Consider the following 22,602-nt stretch of genomic DNA (forward strand, 5'->3'; position numbering starts at 1 on the left):
GCGGCGCCGCCGCGCCGCTCCCCTCGTTCGTCGATCACCAGCCCGTCCACCGCGGCTCCGCCCGCACACCACCCTCCGGGAGGCTGACACACCGTGGGTGACTTCCTGTCCCAGATCGGCGAGCTCTTCGCGCTCTACGACGTGCCCGGCGCGTTCTGGGTCAACATCCAGCTGACGTTCTGGGCCGCGATCTTCTCGCTGATCCTCGGCACCGTGCTCGCGCTCATGCGGATCTCGCCCATCGCGAGCCTGCAGTGGGCCGGCGCGGCCTACGTGAACATCCTGCGCAACACGCCGCTGACCGTGATCATGACGTTCCTGTTCCTCGCGGTCTGGACGCAGCTGCAGATCACGTTGTCCGACGACTTCGCGCAGAACTTCTTCCGGTTCGGCGTCATCGGCCTGACGGTCTACCACGCCGCGTTCGTGTGCGAGGCGATCCGTTCGGGCGTCAACACCGTCCCGCTGGGCCAGGCGGAGGCCGCCCGCGCGATCGGGCTGTCGTTCCTGCCGGCTGCCCGGCTGATCATCCTGCCGCAGGCGTTCCGGGGCGCGATCGCGCCCCTCGGGAACACCTTGATCGCCCTGCTGAAGAACTCGACGGTCGCGGTGGCGGTGAGCGTCTCCACGGAGACCTCGACCCTCATGCGGGAGATGATCGAGAGCAACGCGAACTACATCTACGCGATCTTCATGATCTTCGCGATCGGATTCGCGGTGCTCGTGATCCCCATCGGCCTGCTCACCACCTATCTCTCGAACCGACTGGCGGTGCGTCGATGAGCTCTCAGCATTCCGTCCTCTTCGACGCGCCCGGCCCCCGGGCGCGCCGGTTCATCGTGCTCGGCAACGTCGTGGGTGCGCTCGTGGTGCTCGGCATCGCCGCGCTCGTCGTGGCCCAGCTCGCCGCCAAGGGCCAGTTCGCCGCAGCGTTGTGGGAGCCGATCTTCACCTCCAGCGCCTGGCAGAACTACTTCATCCCGGGCCTGCAGAACACGCTGCGCGCCGCGGGGTTCGCCATCGTCGGCGCGGTGGTCTTCGGCCTCATCTTCGGGTCCGGGCGCCTCGCGCGCGTGCGCGCCGTCCGCTGGGTCAGCGGCGTGGTCGTGGAGTTCTTCCGCGCCGTGCCGGTGCTGCTCATGATGGTCTTCTTCTGGCTGCTGTTCGGGTTCAACCGGATCAGCGACGACCCGGCCTTCCTCGCCGTCGTGATCGCCCTCGTCCTCTACAACGGCTCCGTCATCGCGGAGCTCGTCCGGGCGGGCGTCGGCAACCTGCCGAAGGGCCAGTCGGAGGCCGGCCTCGCGGTCGGCCTCACGGGCGGGCAGGTGCTGCGGTCGATCCAGCTCCCCCAGGCCCTCATCGCGATGCTGCCGGCCCTGGTGTCCCAGCTCGTGGTGGTCCTCAAGGACACCGCGCTCGGCCAGATCATCACCTACAACGAGCTGCTGCGGGCGGCGCAGATCTTCGGCAACGGCAACAGCAACAACCTGCAGACGCTGACGGTCGCGGCGCTGATCTTCATCGTCATCAACTGGGCGCTGACCGCCGTGGCCCGCTGGCTGTCCCGCTACCTCAGCGGCCGGACGTCGGGCGTCACCGCGGCCGGTCCCGGCATCGGCAACCCGACCGCCGTCGCCGGCGGCGCGGCGCCGGGCGCGCCCGGGAACGCCATCGCGGCCACCGGGGACCCGAGCGCCACCTGACGCGCCGGCACGACCGCGCGTCCCCGGGACGACGTCGCCCCCGGACGCTTCTCGCGTCCGGGGGCGACGTCGTCGAAGTGCCTGCGCGTGAGGTCCAGGTGGGTCCGACTCCGTGGCGGACACGACCGTCGGACGACGTCACGCGTGCCGGCAGGACCCGTGAGATGGGTGCCGGTCAGTCCTCCACACCGGGATAGTCGTCAAACTCGTCCTCGCCCTCCTGCGCGAGGGCGTCGCGCACGACGCCGAAGGAGACGCCCGGCGCATAGCCCTTGCGCCCGAGCGCCCCGACCGCGCGGCGCACGCGCACGTCGCGGTCCAGCCCACGGGTGCGCGCCACGTGCTTGCGGGCCAGGGCCAGGGCCGCCGCGCGCTCGTCGTCGGGGTCCACCTGCTCGAGGGCGTCCGCGGCGGTCTCCTCGGCGATGCCGCGGCGGCGCAGCTCCATCGCCAGCGCGCGCCGCGAGAGCCCCCGCTCTGCGTGCCGCGTCCGCACCAGCATGTCGGCGTACGCGGCGTCGTCGACCAGCCCTACCTCGTCGAACCGGTCGAGCACCGGCCCCACGACGGCCTCCGGGTAGCCCTTGCGCGCGAGCGACTGCTCGAGCTCCGCGCGGCTCTTCGGAGCCGCCGTGAGGATGCGCAGCAGCGTCTCGCGGGCCTTCTCCGTCGCGTCCTCGACGGTCAGCTCGCCGGCCTCGAGACGCTCCGCCACCGTGCGGCGCGGCTGTCGCCGGCGTGACCTCCCGCCGTCCTCCGCGCCGTCCTCCGTGCCGTTGTCCGAGCCATGGCCCGACCCGGTCCCCGGGTGGTCCGCCCAGCTGTCGTGTGGTCGCGCCGAGCCGCCCTGACGGCGGCCGCGACGCTTCCCCACGCCGCGACCGCCCGGGGCAGTATCCCCCGACGTCATGCGAGCCCTCCCTCGGCGGCCACGACGAGCACCGTCCCGGTCGGGGCGGCGCTCACCCGAGCGAGCGCGACCCGAACGGTGCCGGAATCGGCGGCGCCCGTCAGAACGGCGCCTTCTTGCCCTTGGCGCCCGCCTTGGCGGCCGCCGGTGCCGGGTCCACGCTCAGCCCGGTCGCGGAACCCGCGGCCCCCTCGACGGGAGCCTCTGCCGCGGGGGCGTCCAGCTTGGCGCCGACGCCGAGCTTCTCCTTGACCCGCTTCTCGATCTCGTTCGCCAGGTCGGGGTTGTCGCGCAGGAACGCCCGCGCGTTCTCCTTGCCCTGGCCCAGCTGGTCGCCCTCGTAGGTGAACCACGAGCCGGACTTGCGCACGAAGCCGTGCTCCACGCCCATGTCGATCAGCCCGCCCTCGCGGGAGATGCCCACGCCGTACAGGATGTCGAACTCCGCCTGCTTGAACGGGGGCGCCATCTTGTTCTTGACCACCTTGACGCGGGTCCGGTTACCGACCGCGTCCGTGCCCTCCTTGAGGGTCTCGATGCGGCGGATGTCCATGCGCACCGAGGCGTAGAACTTCAGCGCCTTGCCACCGGTGGTGGTCTCCGGGGAGCCGAAGAACACTCCGATCTTCTCGCGGAGCTGGTTGATGAAGATCGCCGTGGTGCCCGACGCGCTCAGCGCACCGGTGATCTTGCGCAGCGCCTGCGACATCAGGCGGGCCTGGAGGCCGACGTGGCTGTCGCCCATCTCGCCCTCGATCTCGGCCTTGGGCACGAGCGCGGCGACGGAGTCGATGACGATGATGTCCAGCGCGCCGGAACGGATCAGCATGTCCGTGATCTCCAGCGCCTGCTCGCCGGTGTCCGGCTGCGAGACCAGCAGGGCGTCGGTGTCGACGCCGAGCTTCTTGGCGTACTCCGGGTCCAGCGCGTGCTCGGCGTCGACGAACGCCGCGATGCCGCCGGCCCGCTGGGCGCTGGCCACGGCGTGCAGGGCGACGGTGGTCTTGCCGGAGGACTCCGGGCCGTAGATCTCCACGACGCGACCGCGCGGGAGGCCGCCGATGCCGAGCGCGATGTCCAGCGCGATCGAGCCGGTGGGGATGACCTCGACGGGCGCACGACCCTCGTCGCCGAGGCGCATGACCGAGCCCTTGCCGAAGCTGCGGTCGATCTGGGCGAGCGCGGCCTCGAGTGCCTTCTCGCGGTCTGCCGTTGCGGGCATGTCGGTCACCTTTGCGTTCTGGGCGCGGCGGCTGCGCGCCGGCGTTCGTGGCTGCGTGCTCATGTTGTCGTCGACCGTACGTGCCGCCACCGACATGGTCGGGGCGGTCCGTCACGGCTGTGGAGGACGACTTCCGAGGACCCTCCTGGGGGCAGACTCTACCCGAACACGTGTTCGAGGCCGTCGTCGTCCCCGGGCGTGTCGCGCCACGTGCCGCCGGGTTGCAGGACCACCACGCGCACGTCCGGCGCCGCCCGGCGGCACGCCGCCGCGAAGGCCTCCCCGGCATGGTCCATCCACCCGCGCGGCAGGTGCTGCCCGCCCGGCACGTGCAGCGTGCCCCAGTGCACCGGGACCGCCACCCGCGGGCGGACCTCCGCGCACACCTCGGCGGCGCCGCGGGGGCCGAGATGGCCGCCCGAGAGCCGCGGGCCCCAGCCGGACACGGGTACGAGGGCCACGTCCACCCGCCCGCCGGCCAGCTCGCGCACCCGCCCCATGCCCGCGTGGTGCTCGGTGTCCCCCACGGCCCACACCGTCGTGCCGCGCCCGCGCACCAGGTGCCCGCTCGCGGCGTTCGGGCGGTGCGGCATCGGCCGGTCACCGTGCACCGCGGCGGTCAGGCGCACCTCCACGCCCGCGACGTCGTGCCAGTCACCGTGCTGCGGGGCGTGCTGCGGGGCGTGCTGCGCGGCGTGGTGCGCGACGTCGCGGCCGGGCGGGTGGCCCGCCGCGGGGGGCAGGTCGAGGCCGACGCCGCGCAGGCCCTTGCCGCGCAGCCAGCGGGCGTTGGCGGGCGCCGTGAGCACCGGCACGTCGCCGAGCAGCCGCAGCGAGCCCAGCTCGGCGTGGTCGTGGTGCAGGTGGGACAGCAGGGCGGCGTCGGCGCCCCGCCAGTCGTCCGTGTCCGGACGGTCGCCCCGGCGCCGCAGGAGACCCGCATGCCGCCGCAGCAGCGGGTCCGTCACGAGCCGGGCGGTGCCGCCTCCCGCGCGCGGGACGTCGAGGACGACGGTCGAGTGCCCGAGCCACGTCACCCGGAGCCCCGACGGGCCGGCGGGGTCGCGCCCTCCCGGTGCCCCGGTCACGGGCCCTCCCGCAGCCCCAGGGCGGCGAGCCACGCCACGAGCCGGCGGTGCACCGCCTCGGCGCCCACCAGCACGCGCGCGCCGTCCACCTCCTCGCGCTCGTCGTCGGGCACGACGAGGTCGGCGGGGTGCAGCAGCAGCGCCTCGCTCTGCGCGCCGCCGAGCCCTCCGTGCGAGCCCACGAGCCCCTCGAGCGCGTGCACCCGGCCCATCGGGCCGACCACCGAGACGACCACCAGGTCGCCGGCGTCCTCCAGCCCGGCGACGCGCAGCAGGTCGGCGCGGGCCCGCGACCCGTAGCCGGCCAGGGGGTCCCGGCCCGTCACACGGCCGGTCGCGAGCTCGTGCGAGCCGAGCCGCCCGCGCGCCACCGGTCCGTGCGCGCCGTGGACCACGACGAAGCCGACGGCCGGCGACTCGACCAGGCCGGGCACGAGCGCGGGCCATCGGGCCGCCACCTCCGCGGCCGACCGCCGGCGCGGCTCGCGGCAGAACCACACCATCCCGAGGTTGCCCGACCCGATCACCTCGACCTCGGGCAGGTCCGTCCGGACGGTGTCGCGGTCCGGACCGACCAGGAGCTGACCGTCGCCGTCGCCGTCCCGGCGCAGCGCGTGCAGCGCGGTGTTCGCCGGGCCCCACGCCTCGCCGTCCGCCCGGTCGCCCCGCACCGGGGCGGGGATCGCCATGAGCCGGTGCACCTCGTCGGCGAACGACCGCCCCACGACCTGCTCGAAGGTGGCCCCCAGGGACTGCCCGTGGTCCGACACGACCACCGTGCGGTAGCGGCGCGGGGCGCCGCGCGCGATCTCCTCCCACAGCCCGACCACCCGGTCGAGCCCCTCCAGCGCGCGCAGCGCCTCCGGCCGCAGGGGGCCGGCGTGGTGCGCGATCTCGTCGTAGTCGACGAGGTCCACGCACACCACGGGCGCGCCGCGCACGAGCTGCTCGGCCACGAGCGAGGTGTTGAGGTCGCGCAGCAGCACGTTGGTCACCGCCCGCAGCACCGGGTACCAGCCCCGCCGCGCCACGCGGGGTCGCACCCCGCGCACCACCTGCTGCCACCCCTGGTACACCTCCTTCAGCGCCTCGCCGACCGTGCCGGCCACCGCCCGCACGAGGACGAACGGGCTGGAGAAGAAGCGGACGAACAGCTGGCCGGGACCCAGACCCTCCGCCGCGCGGCTCATCACGAGCAGGCTGGTCGGCGCGTCGCCGGAGAACATCGTCGACACCGCCACCCCGCCGTCGGCGAGCAGCCCGCGACCGTCGGAGGCCGACCGCTCGACCTCGGCGGCGTCCGCCGGACGGTTCGTCACCACCCGGCGACCGAGCCGCCGCGACCACCAGCGGAAGGCCGGGACGGCGTCGGTGGTGCCGTGGAGCAGGCCGAGGGTGCTGGCCGGGGTGGTGCACGGGACGCGCGCCCACCACGACTCGAGCCGGTGGCTGCCCGACCCCAGCCAGCGCTCCATCGTGGGCACGAGCCCCGCCTCCAGCGCGTGGTCGAGCGTCGGGCGGGCCACGCCGTCGAGCATGACGACGAGCACGCCCGGGGGCCGGTCGTCCGCACCGCCGCCGTCGGCACCGCCGTCACCGGCGCCGTCCCCTGCGTCGTCGCGATCGGCCCGGCGCGGGAGACCGGCGCGCCGGCGGGCCCGGCGCAGCAGGTCGCCGACGACGTACGCGTTGTCGCGCGCCCCGACCACCCAGTGCCCGCAGGCCATCACCACCGCGGCGACGAGGAGCACGGCGAGCACGTCCGCCCACGAATCGCTCGTCACGCCCGGGAGCAGCGTCAGCGCGGCCCAGACGACCAGCACCTGCGCGGCCAGGCCGAGCAGGAGCGCCACGACCGCCCCGCCGGCGCGCGCGAGTCGCCGCAGCGGTGCCCGCAGCAGCGCGTCGCCGAGGCCCACCACGAGCGCCGCGAGCAGCACGTCCCACGGGGACGTCACGCGCACGCCGTCGACCAGGGCGATCGCGACCCCGAGCCCGGCGGCCGTCGAGGCCAGGGACCAGAGGGCGGCGCGGACGTCGACCACCGTCACGAGCGGGGGCCGGTGGTCGCGCATGGCGCCATGATGCACCGCCCGCCCGACGTCGGCCCGGGCGCCGGGCGGTCAGCGGGCGGGCGGCGCCTGGCGGCGGTCGTCGCGACCCCAGCGGTCCGGCTCGGGGACGTCGAGCGCGTCGCACAGGGCGTGCCACACGTCACGCGGCTCGAGACCGGCCTCGAGCGCCTCGGCAGGGGTGCGGCCGTCGAGGCGCGGCAGCACCTGCTCGCGCACGAGGGCGCGCCCGTAGGCGGGCCCGAAGACCTCGTCGACCAGCTCGGCGAACTCGCGATAGCGCACGCCCCCAGCCTCGCACGGCAGGGAGGGTCGCCGGCACGCCGGACGCCGCGACCGGGGACGCGCAGGGCCGCGCGGGGCCGCCTCGCCCTGCGGGCTGTCGGTGCTCCCTGCCAGGATGACGACGTGGTCGTCCCCCCGTCCGGCGTTCCCGCCGACCCTGCCGCCGACCCTGCCGCGGGGCACGACGGCGGGCACGACGGCGTGCTCGCGCGGTTCGGCCCCGCCACCCGCGCCTGGTTCGCCGGGGCGTTCGCGGCGCCCACGGCGGCGCAGGCCGGGGCGTGGGAGGCGATCAGCTCCGACCGGCACGCGCTCGTCGTCGCCCCGACCGGCTCCGGCAAGACCCTGGCGGCGTTCCTCTGGGCGATCGACCGGCTCACCACCGCGCCGCCGCCCGAGCGCGCCCGACGCTGCCGGGTGCTCTACGTCTCCCCGCTCAAGGCCCTCGCCGCCGACGTGCAGCGCAACCTGCGCTCCCCGCTGGCCGGCATCCGGCAGGCCGCCGCCCGCGGGGGGCTCACGGTCGAGGAGGTGACCGTCGGCGCGCGCACGGGCGACACGCCCGCCTCGGAACGCCGCGCGTTCGCCACCCGCCCGCCGGACGTGCTGGTCACCACCCCCGAGTCGCTCTTCCTCGTCCTCACGTCGCAGGCGCGCGCGGGCCTGGCGGGCGTCGAGACCGTGGTCCTGGACGAGATCCACGCGGTGGCGGGCACCAAGCGCGGCGCCCACCTGGCGCTGAGCCTCGAGCGCCTCGACGAGCTGCTGGACCGGCCGGCGCAGCGGATCGGGCTGTCCGCCACGGTGCGCCCCGCGCAGACGGTGGCCGAGTTCCTCGCCGGCCACCGCACGCCCGAGGACGGCGGCCGGGAGGTCGTGGTCGTGCAGCCCGAGGCCACCAAGAAGTGGGCGATCGACGTCGTCGTGCCCGTGCCCGACCTCGCGGACCTCGACTCCGGCGGGGTGCCGGACCCGACCGCCCCGCAGCCGGCGACCCCGGGGCCGGCCCCGGGCCACGGCGGAGCGCCGGGCGACGAGGAGGTGGACCTCACCGGCGACGCCGCGTCCCCGCTGCGCCGCGCCTCCGTGTGGCCGCACGTCGAGGAGCGGGTCGTCGACCTGGTCGCCGACCACCGCTCCACGCTCGTCTTCACGAACTCCCGCCGGGGCGCCGAGCGGCTCACCGCCCGGATGAACGAGATCTGGACCGAGCGCTCCGGGGTCGACCTCCCCGAGCCCGGCACGCAGTGGCCGGCGCAGACCCAGGGGCAGTCGGGCGCCTCGGTCGGCCTCCCGGACGGCGACGGCGCCCCGGTGCTCGCCCGCGCGCACCACGGCTCGATGAGCCGCGTCGAGCGCACCCGCACCGAGTCGGACCTCAAGGCGGGGCGGCTGCCGGCCGTGGTCGCGACGTCGTCCCTCGAGCTCGGCATCGACATGGGCGCCGTGGACCTGGTGGTGCAGGTCGGGGCGCCGCCGTCGGTCGCGAGCGGGCTGCAGCGCATCGGACGTGCCGGGCACCAGGTGGGCGCGGTGTCGCACGGCGTCGTCTTCCCGACGTTCCGCGGCGACCTGGTGCCGGCCACCGTGGTGGCGCAGCGGATGCGCGCGGGCGAGATCGAGCACCTGCACGTCCCGGCCAACCCGCTGGACGTGCTCGCCCAGCAGGTGGTGGCGGCCCTCGCCACGGACGACTGGCAGGCCGACGACCTCCTCGCCGCGTTCCGTCGGGCCCACCCGTTCCGTGCCCTCGGCGACGCGACGTGGCGGGCCGTGCTCGACATGCTCGCCGGCCGCTACCCCAGCGAGGAGTTCGCCGAGCTGCGCGCCCGCATCGTGTGGGACCGCGCCACCGGCCGCCTGTCCGGGCGGCCCGGCGCGCTGCGGCTCGCCGCGACCAGCGGCGGCACCATCCCCGACCGCGGGCTGTACGGCGTCTACCTCGCCACGGAGGCGCCGACGGCGGGCGCGCCGGCGGAGGGGGGCGGCGCGGCCGACCGGCCCCGCGGCGGGAAGCGCGTGGGCGAGCTGGACGAGGAGATGGTCTACGAGTCGCGCGTCGGCGACACGTTCACCCTCGGCTCCTCGACCTGGCGCATCGAGGAGATCACGCCCGACCGCGTGCTGGTGACCCCCGCGCCAGGCCTGCCCGGGCGCCTGCCCTTCTGGAAGGGCGACTCCCCCGGTCGTCCCGCGGAGCTGGGCCGCGCGGTGGGCGCGTTCGTCCGCGAGACCGACGCGCTGCTGGCCGACGACGAGGAGCGCGGCACCGCGCGCGGCCGGGACGTGCTGCGCGACGCCGGGCTCGACACCTGGGCGGCGGACAACCTCGCCGCGTACCTGGGCGAGCAGCGCCGCGCGACGGGGCGGCTCCCCGACGACCGCACCGTGGTGGTGGAGCGGTTCCGCGACGAGCTGGGCGACTGGCGCGTCGTGATCCACTCCCCGTTCGGGGCGCCCGTGCACGCGCCGTGGGCGCTGGTCGTCGCGGCGCGCCTGCGCGCGCGGTACGGCACGGACGTCGCGGCCATGCACGCCGACGACGGGATCGTGCTGCGGCTGCCCGACGCCGGCGACTCCGGCTGGGACCTCGGCGGCCCCGGCTGGGGCGGGTCCGACGGCACCGGGCACGGCACGGCGGGGCACGGCGACGCGCCGGCGGTCACCGCCGAGGACCTGCTCGTCGACCCGGACGAGGTCCTCGACGCGGTGCGCGAGGAGCTCGGCGGCTCGGTGATGTTCGCCGCGCGGTTCCGCGAGGCCGCGGCGCGCGCGCTGCTCCTGCCCCGCCGCCGCCCGGACCGGCGGCAGCCGCTGTGGCAGCAGCGGCAACGGGCGTCGCAGCTGCTGCAGGTGGCGTCGCAGTTCCCGGACTTCCCGATCATGCTCGAGGCGGCGCGGGAGTGCCTGCGCGACGACTTCGACGTCGCGGCGCTCACCGAGCTCATGCGCGACCTGCAGGGCGGCCGGGTGCGGCTGGTCGAGGTCACCACCTCGACGCCGTCCCCCTTCGCGCAGGCGCTGCTGTTCGGCTACACCGCCCAGTTCCTCTACGACGGCGACGCGCCGCTCGCGGAGCGGCGCGCGGCCGCGCTGTCCCTGGACCCGGACCTGCTGACGGAGCTGCTCGGCGAGCAGGGCGCCACCCCGCTCGCGGACCTCCTCGACCCCGGCGCCGTCGAGCGCACCGAGGCGGAGCTGCAGGCGCTGGCGCCCGACCGTCAGGCGCGGGACGCCGAGGGCCTGTGGGACGTGCTGCGGCGCACCGGGCCGCACCCCCTCGGCGCCCTGCGGGACCGCACCCGCGAGGACGCGCGCGCCCGGGTCGGCGAGTGGCTGGCCGACCTGGAGGGCGCCCGCCGCGTCCTGCGGGTCCGGGTCGGGGGCCACGGAGGCGACGACGCCGAGCAGTGGGCGGTGGTCGAGGACGCCGGCCGGCTGCGCGACGCGCTCGGCGTGGCGCTGCCCGTCGGCGTCCCCGAGACCTTCACCGAGCCGGTGCCCGACCCCCTGGGCGACCTCGTCCGACGCCACGCCAGGACGCACGGCCCGTTCCCCGCCGCGGACGTCGCACGCCGCTTCGGCCTCGGCATCGCGGTCGTGACCCAGGTGCTCGCGCGGCTGGAGGCGGCGGGCGCGGTGGCGCGCGGGGCGCTGCGGCCGTCCTCGCTGGGCGGCACGGGCGACGAGTGGTGCGACCCGGAGGTGCTGCGCACGCTGCGGCGCCGGTCCCTCGCCGCGCTGCGCGCCGAGGTCGAGCCGGTGGAGCCGGAGTCGCTCGGCGTCTTCCTCCCGCGCTGGCACGGGATCGGCACCCGGGTGGGCGGCGCCGGGTCGGGCGGCGGCACGCTGCGCGGCGCGGACGGGGTGCTCCGCGCGGTGGAGCAGCTCTCGGGGGCGGCCGTGCCGGCGTCGGCGCTCGAGACGCTCGTGCTGCCCGCCCGCGTCTCCGACTACTCCCCCGCGGTCCTCGACGAACTCACCACCGCCGGCGAGGTGCTCTGGTGCGGGCACGGCCGGCTCCCGGGCTCGGGCGGCGGCGACGGCATGGTGAGCCTGCACCTGGCCGACGGCGCGCCGCTCACGCTGCGCGACCCGGACCCGGCGGACGAGGGCGGCCCGCTCGACAGCGACCTGCACCGGGCGGTGCTCGACCTGCTCACCGGCTCGGGCGGGTACTTCCTGCCCCGCCTCGCGGAGCTCGCGGACGCGGGCCAGGCGGCGACCCTCGACGCGTTGTGGGACCTGGTGTGGGCGGGCTGGGTGACGAACGACCGCCTGGGTCCGCTGCGCGAGTCGCTCGGCGGGTCCACGCGGCGCGGGGCCAGGCAGGGCGGCGGCGCGCACCGCGCTCCCGCCGCCCCCGGCCGGGCCCGCCCGGTGCGCCCCTCCCGCTTCGGGCTCGCCCGTCCGACGTCGGCTGCGGCCGTGCCGCGCACCGGTGGCGGGCGATGGTCCGCGCTGCCGGCCGTGGAGCAGGACCCGACCGTGCGGGCGCACGCCCTCACCCAGGTGCTGCTGGAGCGGCACGGCGTCCTGACGCGCGCGGCGGCGCCCGCGGAGGGCGTGACCGCCCGCTTCCGCGACGTGTACCGGGTGCTCCGGGTGCTCGAGGAGCGCGGGGCCGTGCGGCGCGGATACTTCGTCGAGGGCCTGGGCGGCTCGCAGTTCGCGCTGCCCGGTGCGGTCGACCAGCTGCGCACGGACGCCGCCGACCGAGCCCGGGCCAGGGACGCGCTCGTCGAGAGCTCCGGCGGCGCCGGTGGCGGCCGGGTCGAGCCCGGTGCCGTCCTCCTCGCCGCGACCGACCCGGCCAACCCGTACGGCGCGGCCGTCGGCTGGCCGCGCACGGCGTCGTCCGGCGCCCGCGTCCCGGGTCCGGGGGACGACGGCGCGGGCTCGCACCGCCCGGGGCGCAAGGCCGGCGCCGTCGTCGTGCTGGTCGACGGCGAGCTGGTGCTGTTCGTCGAGCGGGGCGGGCGCACGGTGCTGTCCTTCGGCCGCGGAGACGCGGGCGACGGCCCCCGGCTCGCCGCCGCGGCCCGCCTGCTCGTGGCCGAGACGCGCGCCGACCGGCTGGGGCGCGTCACCGTGCAGCGGGTCGACGGCGTCCCCGCGCTCACCGCGGCCCGCGACCGGACCCCCGCCGCGGCCGCGCTGCTCGACTCCGGCTTCGGCGTGACGCCGCGCGGCCTGCGCCCGGCCTAGGCTCCGACCGTGCCCGAGGGAGACGTGCTGCGGCTCACCGCCGAACGGCTGGGCGCCGCGCTGCGCGGCACACCGCTGGTGCGCGCGGACCTGCGCTGGCCCTCGGCGGCGGGCGTGGACCTCGTCGGGGCCACCGTCCGCGAGTCGGTCGCGTACGGCAAGCACCTGCTCACCCGGTTCGACGACGGCCGCACCCTGCACACCCATCTGCGGATGGACGGCTCCTGGCGGGTGTACCGCACGGGGGCCCGCGAGGCGGCCGGTCGCTCCCCCGCCGTCCGCGCCGTGCTGGCCACCGCGTCGTGGACCTGCCTCGGCCTCCGGCTCGGCATGCTCGACGTGCTGCGCACCCGTGACGAGCCGCGCCTGCTGGGCCACCTGGGCCCCGACGTCCTCGCCGACGACTTCCCGGAGCGGGTCGACGAGGGCGCGCTCCGGCTCGCCGCGGACCCCGCGCGTCCGCTGTGCGTCGCCCTGCTCGACCAGCGCACCGTCGCCGGGCTCGGCACCATCTGGACGGCGGAGTCGCTGTTCGCCACCCGGCAGTGGCCGTGGACCCCCGTCGGCGACCTGGACGGCGACGCCCGCCGTGCGCTGCTCCTCACGGCCCGGCGCCTCATGACGCGCAGCCTCGAGACGGGGCGACGCACCGGGCTGGGGGCCGTCGAGCTCGCCGTGCACGGGCGGCACCACAAGCCGTGCCGACGCTGCGGGACCCCCGTCGCGCTGGGCAGCACCAGCGGCCCGGGCAGCCGACCGGACGGGGGCGAACGGGCGATCTACTGGTGCCCGACCTGCCAGGCCGCGCCCTGAACGTCCCCCTTTTCACCCGGGTACACACAGATCCGGCCCCGCGGGCAACGCCCGCGGGGCCGGATCTGTGGATCTGGAGCAGCTGTGGATCTGAAGCTGTGGATCTGAAGCTGTGGATCTGAAGCTGTGGGTCCGAGTTGTGGGTCCTCGTCAGCCGACCGGTGCGAGGTCTCCTCGCATCGACTCGGCGTCGCGCGGCTCGCCCGCACGGCTGAGCAACCCGGCGTAGACGTCCGCCGGGATCGTGTCGGGGATGTGCAGGCCCTCGGCCACCGCGATCCGGTCGCTGACCTCACGCAGCACGAGGGACATCGGTACGTCGAGCGCCTCGCAGATCGACGCCAGCAGCTCCGACGACGCCTCCTTCTGCCCGCGCTCCACCTCGCTCAGGTATCCGAGCGAGACCCTCGCTGCGGACGACACCTCACGCAGGGTGCGCCCCTGGCGCTGCCGCGCGTCGCGCAGCACGTCGCCGATCTCACGTCGCAGTACGACCATCTCGCGCCCCCTCTCCGTGTCCGATCGTCCCGGCACCGGACCGGTCGTGACCGGGTTCCTCGTCCGTCCTGTCGTTCCCCTGGCTGCAGGGGTGGCACTACCGTACCGCGCGCGCGGCATGCCCGGCCTGGTGTGGCGCGCATCGAGACGGCTTCGTGCCCTGTCGGTCATCACACCCTTCGCAACGCGGGCACCCGGGGGCTTGTTCCCGCGGTCACGACCCGCGACAGGCTCGTCACGCACCCTTCACAGGCCTGTCGTGCGGCGGGGCGTCGCCGCGGACGCCGGGTCGCCCCAGGCTTCGAGCGCCAGGGTCAGCACGGCCCGCACCACGCCGGACCGCACCTCGGCGCGGGTGCCGGCGAGGTCGAGGCGGAGCACCCGGTCGCCCGCCGGGGTGCTCACGGCGGCGTACGCCTCGCCCGGCGCGTGCCCGTCCTGCGGGTCGGGCCCGGCGACGCCGGTGGTCGCGAGGCCGACGTCGGCGCTCAGCGCCCGGCGCACGCCGGACGCCATCTGGCCGGCGACCCCGGGGTCCACCGGCCCTCGTCGCGCCAGGAGGTCCGGGTCGACGCCGAGCACCGCGGCCTTGAGGTCGGTCGCGTAGGCGACCACGCCGCCGCGCACGACGGTCGACGCCCCCGGCACGTCGACGAGGGTCGCCACGACCAGCCCGCCGGTGAGGGACTCCGCCGCGGCCAGCGTCCAGCCCCGGGCGCGCGCGCCGTCGAGCACCGCCCGCGCGAGCAGCCCCGTCCCCGACTCCGTCGGCGGCACCCGTCCCTCGCCGCCCTGCGTCACGCGGCGGGCCTGGGCCCGGCCTCACGCCGGCCGGCCGCGAGGAGGCGCGCCCCCTGCGCGAAGTAGTCGACCCCGGTCACGACGGTCACCGCGATCGCGGCCCACAGCACGATCCACGCCACGACGTGCACGACGCCGGGGAGGGCCGCCAGGGGCAGCAGGAAGAGCGTGATCGCGACCGCCTGCAGCACCGTCTTCAGCTTGCCGCCGCGCGACGCCGGCATCACGGCGTACCGCAGCACCACCATCCGCAGCACCGTGACGGCCAGCTCGCGCGCGAGGATGACGGTCGGCACCCACCAGGGCAGCTCGCCCAGCGGCCAGCAGAGCAGGATCAGGGCCGCGCCCACGAGCGCCTTGTCCGCGATGGGGTCGAGGATCTTGCCGAGGTCGGTCACGAGGTTGCGCGACCGGGCCAGGTAGCCGTCGACGCGGTCGCTCACGGCGGCGACCACGAACACGCCCGTCGCCACGAGGCGCCAGGTGACGGAGTCGCCACCCTCCATGAGCAGCGTCCAGGCGAACACCGGGACGAGCGCGATGCGCACGAGGGTCACCGCGTTGGCGACGTTCCAGGGCGAGGGCGCTTCGTTGACCACCGACCCACCCTATCGGGGCGACGGGCGTCGGACGCCCGTGGGCCGGCAGGCCGCGCGGGCAGTACTCTCCTCGCGTGCCGCGCCACGCGTCCGACGACGGACGACCCTCACGACGACGTCTCGTCGTCCTCGCCGCGCTGTGCGGTACGGCCCTCGGCGTCGGCGGGGTGCTCGCCGCCGGGGGGCTCGGGGGCGCGGGGACCGCGCCCACCCCTGGCGCGGACGCGCCGTCGGCGGGTGCGTCCCCCGTCCGGAGCCCGTCGCCGACCCCGAGCCCGACTCCCCGGCCGGTCGAGCTCACCCTGCTGGCCGCGGGCGACCTCCTCACGCACGACCCGGTCGTCAGGTCCGCCGGCGGGCCGCGGGACGCCGACTTCACCCCCCTGCTGGACGGCCTCGACGCCTGGGTGCAGGGCGCCGACCTGGCGCTGTGCCACCTCGAGGTCCCGGTGGCGCCGAAGGGCACCGACCCCAGCGGCTACCCGCTCTTCGGTGCGCCCCCGGGGCTGGTGCGCGACCTCGAGGAGCAGGGCTGGGACGGGTGCTCGACGGCCTCCAACCACTCCGTCGACCGGGGCTACGACGGCGTGACCGCCACGATCCGGCGCCTGACCGCCGCCGGGATGGGGTTCGCGGGGACGGCCCGCAGCGCGACGCAGCAGGACGAGCCCCAGCGGTACGTGCTGACCCGCGAGGGCCGGGAGATCACGGTCGCGCACCTTGCCGCCGCCTACGGGCTCAACGGGCTCCCGATGCCCGCGGACGCGCCCTGGGCGGTCGACCTCATCGACGCCGACCGCCTCGTGCGGCAGGCCCGCCAGGCCCGCGACGAGGGCGCCGACGTCGTCGTCGTGAGCCTGCACGCCGGGATCGAGTACACCGAGACGCTGACCGACCAGCAGGAGGACGTCGTGCGGCGGCTCGCCCGGTCCGGCGAGGTCGACCTCGTCATCGGGCACCACGCGCACGTGCCCCAGCGGATCGACCGCGTGGGCAAGGGCCCCGACGGCGAGGGGATGTGGGTCGCCTACGGCCTCGGCAACCTGCTGTCGAACCAGAGCGCCGCGTGCTGCGACGCACGGACCAGCAACGGCGTCCTGCTCACGGCGACCCTGACCCAGGACACCCCGGACGACCCCGCGCGCGTGACGGGAGTGACCTGGACGGGCACCACCGTGGACATCGGCGGCGGGCACGACGTGGTCGCGCTCCCCGACGCCCTGGACGACCCCGGCACGACCACCCTGTCCGCCGGCGAGCTCGAGGCCCGCGAGGACCGGGTCCGGGACGCGGTGGGCGACGTCGCCCCGGAACGACAGGAACCGCCCGTCGCCACGGGCCCGCCGCCCGAGGTGCTCCCCCGCAAGGACTGACCCCGACCCTCAGCGCCAGCCGTTCTCCGGGTCGGTGTCGGCGTCGTCGTGGTAGTCCTTCGCCACGGGCGGGGCGTGCCCGTCGGTGCCGTCGGCGTACGGGTCCGCCGCGCCGCCGTCCGCGGACCCGCCGTCGGCGTCCTGGTCGTACGCCTGCGGCGTCTCGCCGCGGATGAGGGCGAGCGCGGACGGCAGGTCGTCCGGGGTCACCAGCACCTCGCGCGCCTTCGACCCCTCGGACGGGCCGACGATCTCGCGCGACTCGAGCAGGTCCATGAGGCGGCCCGCCTTGGCGAATCCCACCCGCAGCTTGCGCTGGAGCATCGACGTGGAGCCGAACTGCGTGGTCACCACGAGCTCGGTGGCCTGGAGCAGCAGGTCGAGGTCGTCGCCGATGTCCTCGTCCACCTGCTTCTTGGCCGCCGCCGGCGCGGTGACGTCCTCGCGGTAGACGGGCTTGAGCTGCTCCTTCACGTGCTCGACGACGCTGTGCACCTCGGACTCGGTGACCCACGCGCCCTGCACGCGCATGGGCTTGGCCGCGCCCATGGGAAGGAAGAGGGCGTCACCCTGGCCGATGAGCTTCTCGGCGCCCGGCTGGTCGAGCACGACGCGCGAGTCGGCCAGCGACGAGGTCGCGAAGGCGAGCCGCGACGGCACGTTCGCCTTGATGAGGCCCGTGACGACGTCCACCGACGGCCGCTGCGTGGCGAGCACCAGGTGGATGCCGGCGGCGCGCGCGAGCTGGGTGATGCGCTGGATCGAGGCCTCGACGTCTCGCGGCGCGACCATCATGAGGTCGGCGAGCTCGTCGACGACGACCAGCAGGTACGGGTACGGGGCGATCTTGCGCTCCGACCCCGGCAGCGGCTTCACCTTGCCCGCCCGGACGGCGGTGTTGAAGTCGTCCACGTGCTTGTAGCCGAAGGTCGCGAGGTCGTCGTAGCGGGCGTCCATCTCGCGGACCACCCAGTCGAGGGCCTCGGCGGCCTTCTTGGGGCTGGTGATGATCGGCGTGATGAGGTGCGGGATGCCCTCGTAGATCGTCAGCTCGACGCGCTTGGGGTCGACGAGCACCAGGCGCACCTGCTCCGGCGTCGCGCGCATGAGGATCGACGTGATCAGCGAGTTGATGAAGCTGGACTTACCGGCGCCGGTCGCGCCCGCGACGAGGATGTGCGGCATCTTCGCGAGGTTCGCGACGACGTAGCCGCCCTCCACGTCCTTGCCCACGCCCATGACCATCGGGTGCTCGGTGCGGCGGGCCGCCGACGAGCGCAGCACGTCGCCCAGCACGACCGTCTCGCGGTCGGAGTTCGGGATCTCGATGCCGATCGCGGACTTGCCCGGGATGGGCGACAGGATCCGCACGTCCGCGCTGGCCACCGCGTACGCGATGTTGTTCGACAGCGACGTGATGCGCTCGACCTTGGTCTTCGCACCGACCTCGACCTCGTACCGCGTGACCGTCGGTCCGCGGGTGAAGCCCGTCACCTGCGCGTCGACGCCGAAGTCCTCGAAGACCTTGGTCAGCGACTCGACCACCCGGTCGTTCGCCGCGGACCGGGTCTTGTGCGGCGCGCCCTTGCCGAGCGACTCCTCGCTGGGCAGCAGGTAGACCGTGTCTCCGTCGAGCATCGGCTGCTCGGCGCGGCCCATCGGCGGCAGGTCGCCGGCGGGCGCGGGGGCGGGCTCGTCGGGCACCACGGCGGCGACGGCCTCGGTGGGCGCGGTCGCGGCGGCGCCGACGCGCTGGGTGGCCTTGCCTCGGCCGGCCTTCGCCCCCTTGCCGGCGGCCTCCTTCTCGAGCGTGGCCGCCTTCTCGAACGCCTCGTCGCCGGCGTACCCGTCCAGTCCGTCGGCGGCGGCCGCCTCCGCGGCACGCTCCGCCTTCGTCCTGCGGGTGCGCTTCTTGCGCGGCGCCGGGTCGGTGCCGTCGTGCCGGGAGACGCCCTCGGCGAGCGCGAGCCCGTCGTCGTCCACGGCCTCGTCGGGGCGGTGGTTGCCGGTGAGTCGGTCGTACAGGCCCCGCAGCCGCTCGGGGATGCGGTGCACCGGGGTGGCCGTGACCACCAGGAGCCCGAAGAAGCCCAGGAGCAGGAACAGCGGGACGGCGACCCACTCGGTCAGCCCGGTCACGACCGGGGTCGCGGCCAGGTAGCCGATGATGCCGCCCGCGTCCTGGAGCGCCTCGAAGCCGTCGGACGGGGCCGGGGTGCCCTCCGCGATCGCGACGAGCGCGCACACGGACACGACGACGAAGATCAGGCCGATGGCGACGCGGGAGTTCGCCTGCCCCCGCTCGGGGTGCCGCATGACGCGGAACCCCAGCCACAGGAGCAGCACGGGGACGGCCACGCCGGCCAGCCCCACGGTGCCGGCGACGACGGCGTGCACGACGGTGCCGAAGGTGCCGGAGATCCCCCACCACTCGCGCGCGGCCACGACCAGCGCGAGGGCGATGAGGAAGAAGGCGACGCCGTCTCGGCGGTGCTCGGGTTCCAGGTCTCTTGCTCCCTTGGTGATGCTGCGGGTCAGGCCGCCGATCCCGTGCGCGACGCCCAGGTAGAGGCCGCGCACCGCCCGGACGGGCCACGACTGGCCCGACGGGCCCGACCGTACCGGTCGTCGTGCCGGCTGCTTGCGCGTGCCGGTGCCCCGGCCCGACCCCTTGCCCGACGACCGGGTGGAGGACGACCGGGCGGGCGCGCGCCGGGTCGGGGCGGCCACGGATGCGGTCCGCCCCGTTCGCGAAGTCCCCCGCGCAGTCCCGGTGATCGGGGTCCCGGTGATTCTGCGGGCGGGTGTCCGGGTCGCCATGATGCCCCCACGGTACCCGCGCCACGGGCCACGACGCCGCAGGTCCCGGGCGCGTGTTGCCGCCGCCGGGCGGGCCCTCAGCCGGCTGTGAGAAGCCCCACGGCCAGCGTCACGACGCCGAGGGCGAGGACGACCGCGCCGGCGGGGAGCAGCAGGACGGCCCGGTTCGGCGACGTACGCCCCGCCCCCACGGCGGAGAGGAAGAAGCCGGCGGGCAGGAGGATCGCGGCGACCAGCACGCCGGTCGCGGCGACCCACCGCCAGACGCCGACGAGGTCCGTCGCCTCGGCCAGGACGACGCAGAGCAGCCCGAGGACGACGAGGACCCCGGCGTGCGCGTGACCCGCCCGGAAGAAGGACGTCTGGAACGGCGTCGCGGGCGCCTTCCCGGTGACCACCTTGACGAGGAACCAGCCGCCGGACTCGATGCCGACCACGGTCAGGAGGACGACCCCCGCGGTGATGCGGGCGGCGTCGGTGAGCTCGAGCACGGGGACCTCCGGTGACGGGGACGGCGTCGGAACGTTTACGAACACTGTTATGGAACACCGTTCGCAAACGCGCGTCAAGGGGTCTACGCTCGCCGCATGGCTCGCCCCCGCCTGCACGACGACGCCCTGCGCACCCGCCTGCTGGAGGTCACCTCCGAAGCCCTCTCCACGGGGGGCGAGCAGGCCGTGACGGTCCGGTCGGTCGCGGCCTCCGCCGGCACCAGCGCGTCGGCGGTCTACGCCCTGTTCGGCTCGCGCGAGGAGCTGCTCGCCGCCGTCAGCGCCGAGGGCTTCCGCCGGTTCGCCACGCACCTGGCCGCCGTCCCGCGCACGGACGACCCCGTCGCCGACCTGCGCGCCCTCGGGGTGGCGTACCGGCGCAGCGCGCTGGCCGACCCGCACTTCTACCGGACGATGTTCGACCGCGCCGTGCGTCCCGGCGCCGACGCCCCGCCCGCCACCGAGCAGCCCACCTTCCGTGTGCTGCTCGCCGCCTCCGCGCGCGTGCTCGGCGTCGGGCCCACCGACGCCGAGCCCGTCGCCGTCGGGCTGTGGGGGCTCGTGCACGGCCTCGTGTCGCTCGAGCTCGCCGGGCTGCTTCCCGGGGACGAGCCCGCCCGCGCCGCACGCTACGACGCCGCCGCGGGCGCCGTCGGCCCCGCGCTGCTCGCGCGCTGAGGCACGGGGTCCGGACGCGCTGCTCAGCCCGCCCGGCGCCACTCCTCGACGTCGGCCACGTGGCGCGCGACCGTCCCGGCCGGCAGGAACGACCCGCGGAACGACGCCGCCGCGAGGTCGGCGCGCTGGTCGCGGGTCAGGCGGAACTGCGCGGTCACGGCATCGTCGACCTCGTCGACGTAACCGCCGAAGTACGACGGGTCGTCGGAGTTCAGCGAGACGTTCAGGCCCGCCTCGAGCATCGCCGGCAGCGGGTGCTCGGCGAGGGACGGCACGGCACGCAGCCGCACGTTGGAGACGGGGCACACGGTGAGCGGGACCTGGTCGCGCACCAGGCGCGCCACGACGTCCGGGTCCTCGAGCGCGCGGATGCCGTGGTCCACGCGCTCCGCGCCGAGCACGTCCAGGACCTCGGTCACGTGCCAGGCCGGGCCCTCCTCGGCCGCGTGCGCCGTGCGCCGCAGCCCGTGCGCGGCGGCCTTCGCGAACGCGGGCGCGAACGGGGCGGCCGAGAACCCGACCTCGGTGGACGCGAGCCCGACGCCGGCGACCGGCGCGTCGAGGGCCAGGAGGTCGTCGAGCAGCTCCTCCGCCTCCGCCCCCGGCCGGTGCCGCAGGAAGGCCGCGATCAGCAGGCCGCTGACGCCCAGCTCGGCCTCGCCGGCCTCGAGGCCCTGCGTCACGCCGCCCACGACCTCCGCCAGGGGCACGCCCCGCGCGACGTGGGTCTGCAGGTCCACCATGAGCTCCGCGTGCCGCACCCCGCCCGCCGCGGCCCGGCGCAGGTACGCGACCGTGAGGTCCGCGAAGTCCTCCGCCGTGCGGAGCACCTGCGACGTCGCGTGGTAGAGGTCCAGGAACGACTGCAGGTCGGTGAAGGCGTACGCGGTGCGCAGCGCGGCCGGGTCCTCGAACGGCAGGGCGATCCCGTTCCGCTCGGCGAGCGCGAAGGCCAGCTCCGGCTCGAGGGTGCCCTCCAGGTGCAGGTGGAGCTCGGCGCGCGGGGGTCGCTGCGCGGTCGACGAGGTCGGGGTCGACGAGGGTGAGGTCGACGGCGATGGGGTCATGCCAGGCAGCGTACGGGCCCGTGACCGCCGGTCAGGCGACCGGGGCGAGCCGGGCCCGCAGGCCCCCTGTGATCTCGCGCACCAGGCCGACCCAGAGCAGGCCGCCCGCCACCACGGCCACGGTGGCGAGGCCCTCGAACACGGGGATGGTCTCCGGGTCGCGCGAGGCGAGACCGAGGGACGAGAAGGCCGCCTGGTTCGACGCCCACAGGCCGACGAGCCAGCACGCCCACCACCAGCCGAGGCGGCCCGGCGTCCGCCCGCCCACCACGGCGGCGCGCACGTCGCGCACCACCTGGAACGGGAACCAGAGGGAGACGACGGGGACCGCCCAGCCCAGCCAGACCCACACCGGCCCGCGCACCTGCCGGACCGTCGGGGACAGCACCACCGCGGCGCGACGGCACTGCTGGAGCCAGAGGCACGCGACGACGAACGCCGCGACCTGGAGCGGCAGGAGGAGGTTGCCGAGCTCGTCGTACGGCGTCGAGACCTCCAGGAGGGACCCGCCCGCCGCGAGCGCCGCCTCGTAGGGCGCGACCGCCTGGAACGAGGCTGCCAGGAGCACCACCTGGATCGCGCACCAGGCCACGGCGAGGGCCACCGCGGCCGTCGCGAGGCCCGTCGGTGCGGCCGGCGCGGGTTCCGGCGAGGCCCAGCCCGCCGGGACCGCGGGGGCGCCCGCCGACGGCGGCGTGTACCCGGGCGGCGCGTACGCGCCGAACCGCGGCTGCGGCGGGGCCGCGGGCGCGGTCGCCGGTGGCGTCGCCGGGGTCGTCTCGTGCGGGGCGGCGCCGGACGGCGGGGCGAACGGGTCGGGCTGGGTCATCGAGACCTCCGGGACGGCGGCGGGGGGGGGGGGGGAGCCCCCCCCCCGCCCCCCCCCCCCCCCCCCCCCCCCCCCCCCTCCCCCCCCCCCCCCCCCCCCCCCCCCCCCCCCCCCCCCACCCCCCCCCCCCCCCCCCCCCCCC

Annotated in this window: 18 protein-coding genes; 6 read left to right on the plus strand and 12 right to left on the minus strand. The window is 76.1% G+C overall.

From position 1 onward, the window contains the following. Positions 1–93 precede the first annotated feature (93 nt). Together ACFVS0_RS09195 and ACFVS0_RS09200 are read left to right on the plus strand one after the other, a co-directional pair. The gene (locus ACFVS0_RS09195) at positions 94–783 is read left to right on the plus strand and encodes an amino acid ABC transporter permease (RefSeq protein ID WP_430552593.1); all 690 of its coding nucleotides are present in this window, start codon (positions 94–96) and stop codon (positions 781–783) included. After that, the gene (locus ACFVS0_RS09200; protein ID WP_430552594.1) at positions 780–1,706 is read left to right on the plus strand and encodes an amino acid ABC transporter permease; all 927 of its coding nucleotides are present in this window, start codon (positions 780–782) and stop codon (positions 1,704–1,706) included. Before ACFVS0_RS09195 ends, ACFVS0_RS09200 begins: the two co-directional genes overlap by 4 nt. A 175-nt stretch (positions 1,707–1,881) precedes the next feature. On the opposite strand, the gene ACFVS0_RS09205 is transcribed toward ACFVS0_RS09200, so the two are convergent. The 5 genes from ACFVS0_RS09205 to ACFVS0_RS09225 all read right to left on the minus strand — a co-directional run bounded on the left by ACFVS0_RS09205 (position 1,882) and on the right by ACFVS0_RS09225 (position 7,283). After that, positions 1,882–2,616: a regulatory protein RecX gene (locus ACFVS0_RS09205; RefSeq protein WP_430587775.1), complete on the minus strand. Its 735-nt coding sequence runs from the start codon at positions 2,614–2,616 to the stop codon at positions 1,882–1,884. A 100-nt stretch (positions 2,617–2,716) separates the two neighbouring features. Further along, positions 2,717–3,838 carry a recombinase RecA gene (gene recA / locus ACFVS0_RS09210; protein WP_430552607.1) on the minus strand — a complete coding sequence of 374 codons (1,122 nt, stop codon included), beginning with the start codon at positions 3,836–3,838 and terminating at the stop codon, positions 2,717–2,719. Between the two features lie 158 nt (positions 3,839–3,996). Beyond that, positions 3,997–4,926 (minus strand): MBL fold metallo-hydrolase, encoded by a 930-nt coding sequence (locus tag ACFVS0_RS09215; RefSeq protein WP_430587776.1) that lies wholly within the window; start codon positions 4,924–4,926, stop codon positions 3,997–3,999. Continuing rightward, positions 4,923–7,001: an alkaline phosphatase family protein gene (locus ACFVS0_RS09220; RefSeq protein ID WP_430587777.1), complete on the minus strand. Its 2,079-nt coding sequence runs from the start codon at positions 6,999–7,001 to the stop codon at positions 4,923–4,925. Before ACFVS0_RS09220 ends, ACFVS0_RS09215 begins: the two co-directional genes overlap by 4 nt. Before the next feature lie 48 nt (positions 7,002–7,049). Beyond that, complete coding sequence (locus ACFVS0_RS09225; RefSeq protein ID WP_430552604.1) at positions 7,050–7,283, minus strand: DUF3046 domain-containing protein; 234 nt, start codon at positions 7,281–7,283, stop codon at positions 7,050–7,052. Between the two features lie 201 nt (positions 7,284–7,484). Between ACFVS0_RS09225 and ACFVS0_RS09230 the strand changes: the two genes are divergently transcribed. Together ACFVS0_RS09230 and ACFVS0_RS09235 are read left to right on the plus strand one after the other, a co-directional pair. Beyond that, the gene (locus ACFVS0_RS09230; protein ID WP_430587850.1) at positions 7,485–12,491 is read left to right on the plus strand and encodes a DEAD/DEAH box helicase; all 5,007 of its coding nucleotides are present in this window, start codon (positions 7,485–7,487) and stop codon (positions 12,489–12,491) included. Between the two features lie 9 nt (positions 12,492–12,500). Continuing rightward, entirely contained in the window at positions 12,501–13,304 is an 804-nt protein-coding gene (locus tag ACFVS0_RS09235; RefSeq protein ID WP_430587778.1) for a DNA-formamidopyrimidine glycosylase family protein, read from the plus strand. A gap of 150 nt (positions 13,305–13,454) precedes the next feature. Here the strand turns inward: ACFVS0_RS09235 and ACFVS0_RS09240 are convergent, their stop codons facing one another. The 3 genes from ACFVS0_RS09240 to pgsA all read right to left on the minus strand — a co-directional run bounded on the left by ACFVS0_RS09240 (position 13,455) and on the right by pgsA (position 15,202). Then, positions 13,455–13,802, minus strand: a complete 348-nt coding sequence (locus tag ACFVS0_RS09240; protein WP_430552602.1) for a helix-turn-helix domain-containing protein — start codon at positions 13,800–13,802, stop codon at positions 13,455–13,457. 246 nt (positions 13,803–14,048) lie between these two features. Next, entirely contained in the window at positions 14,049–14,603 is a 555-nt protein-coding gene (locus ACFVS0_RS09245) for a CinA family protein (RefSeq protein WP_430585360.1), read from the minus strand. Then, positions 14,600–15,202 carry a CDP-diacylglycerol--glycerol-3-phosphate 3-phosphatidyltransferase gene (gene pgsA / locus ACFVS0_RS09250; RefSeq protein ID WP_430552601.1) on the minus strand — a complete coding sequence of 201 codons (603 nt, stop codon included), beginning with the start codon at positions 15,200–15,202 and terminating at the stop codon, positions 14,600–14,602. Before pgsA ends, ACFVS0_RS09245 begins: the two co-directional genes overlap by 4 nt. A 74-nt stretch (positions 15,203–15,276) precedes the next feature. Here pgsA and ACFVS0_RS09255 point away from each other — a divergent pair, with 74 nt between their 5' ends. Then, complete coding sequence (locus tag ACFVS0_RS09255; protein WP_430587779.1) at positions 15,277–16,575, plus strand: CapA family protein; 1,299 nt, start codon at positions 15,277–15,279, stop codon at positions 16,573–16,575. Between the two features lie 9 nt (positions 16,576–16,584). Here the strand turns inward: ACFVS0_RS09255 and ACFVS0_RS09260 are convergent, their stop codons facing one another. Both ACFVS0_RS09260 and ACFVS0_RS09265 read right to left on the minus strand, forming a co-directional pair. Then, entirely contained in the window at positions 16,585–19,395 is a 2,811-nt protein-coding gene (locus tag ACFVS0_RS09260) for a DNA translocase FtsK 4TM domain-containing protein (RefSeq protein WP_430587780.1), read from the minus strand. A gap of 77 nt (positions 19,396–19,472) precedes the next feature. Continuing rightward, positions 19,473–19,886: a hypothetical protein gene (locus ACFVS0_RS09265; protein ID WP_430587781.1), complete on the minus strand. Its 414-nt coding sequence runs from the start codon at positions 19,884–19,886 to the stop codon at positions 19,473–19,475. Between the two features lie 96 nt (positions 19,887–19,982). Here ACFVS0_RS09265 and ACFVS0_RS09270 point away from each other — a divergent pair, with 96 nt between their 5' ends. Continuing rightward, the gene (locus ACFVS0_RS09270; RefSeq protein ID WP_430565147.1) at positions 19,983–20,564 is read left to right on the plus strand and encodes a TetR/AcrR family transcriptional regulator; all 582 of its coding nucleotides are present in this window, start codon (positions 19,983–19,985) and stop codon (positions 20,562–20,564) included. 23 nt (positions 20,565–20,587) lie between these two features. On the opposite strand, the gene add is transcribed toward ACFVS0_RS09270, so the two are convergent. Together add and ACFVS0_RS09280 are read right to left on the minus strand one after the other, a co-directional pair. Further along, a complete protein-coding gene (add, locus tag ACFVS0_RS09275) occupies positions 20,588–21,631 on the minus strand; it encodes an adenosine deaminase (RefSeq protein WP_430565148.1) in 1,044 nt (347 codons plus the stop codon). Positions 21,632–21,662: 31 nt separating this feature from the next. Next, positions 21,663–22,460, minus strand: coding sequence for a DUF4328 domain-containing protein (locus ACFVS0_RS09280; protein ID WP_430587782.1), 798 nt, complete (start codon positions 22,458–22,460; stop codon positions 21,663–21,665). Positions 22,461–22,602: the final 142 nt, after the last annotated feature.

Origin of the sequence: Isoptericola sp. NPDC058082, from assembly GCF_042885055.1 — a bacterium.
In the GTDB taxonomy this organism is placed as follows: domain Bacteria; phylum Actinomycetota; class Actinomycetes; order Actinomycetales; family Cellulomonadaceae; genus Isoptericola.

Coding starts and splice junctions, on each gene's coding strand:
- ACFVS0_RS09240 (WP_430552602.1), bottom strand. CDS start 13,802: ATGGTCGTACTGCGACGTGAGATCGGCGACGTGCTGCGCGACGCGCGG.
- ACFVS0_RS09205 (WP_430587775.1), bottom strand. CDS start 2,616: ATGACGTCGGGGGATACTGCCCCGGGCGGTCGCGGCGTGGGGAAGCGT.
- ACFVS0_RS09200 (WP_430552594.1), top strand. CDS start 780: ATGAGCTCTCAGCATTCCGTCCTCTTCGACGCGCCCGGCCCCCGGGCG.
- ACFVS0_RS09260 (WP_430587780.1), bottom strand. CDS start 19,395: ATGGCGACCCGGACACCCGCCCGCAGAATCACCGGGACCCCGATCACC.
- recA (WP_430552607.1), bottom strand. CDS start 3,838: ATGCCCGCAACGGCAGACCGCGAGAAGGCACTCGAGGCCGCGCTCGCC.
- ACFVS0_RS09270 (WP_430565147.1), top strand. CDS start 19,983: ATGGCTCGCCCCCGCCTGCACGACGACGCCCTGCGCACCCGCCTGCTG.
- add (WP_430565148.1), bottom strand. CDS start 21,631: ATGACCCCATCGCCGTCGACCTCACCCTCGTCGACCCCGACCTCGTCG.
- ACFVS0_RS09220 (WP_430587777.1), bottom strand. CDS start 7,001: ATGCGCGACCACCGGCCCCCGCTCGTGACGGTGGTCGACGTCCGCGCC.
- ACFVS0_RS09280 (WP_430587782.1), bottom strand. CDS start 22,460: ATGACCCAGCCCGACCCGTTCGCCCCGCCGTCCGGCGCCGCCCCGCAC.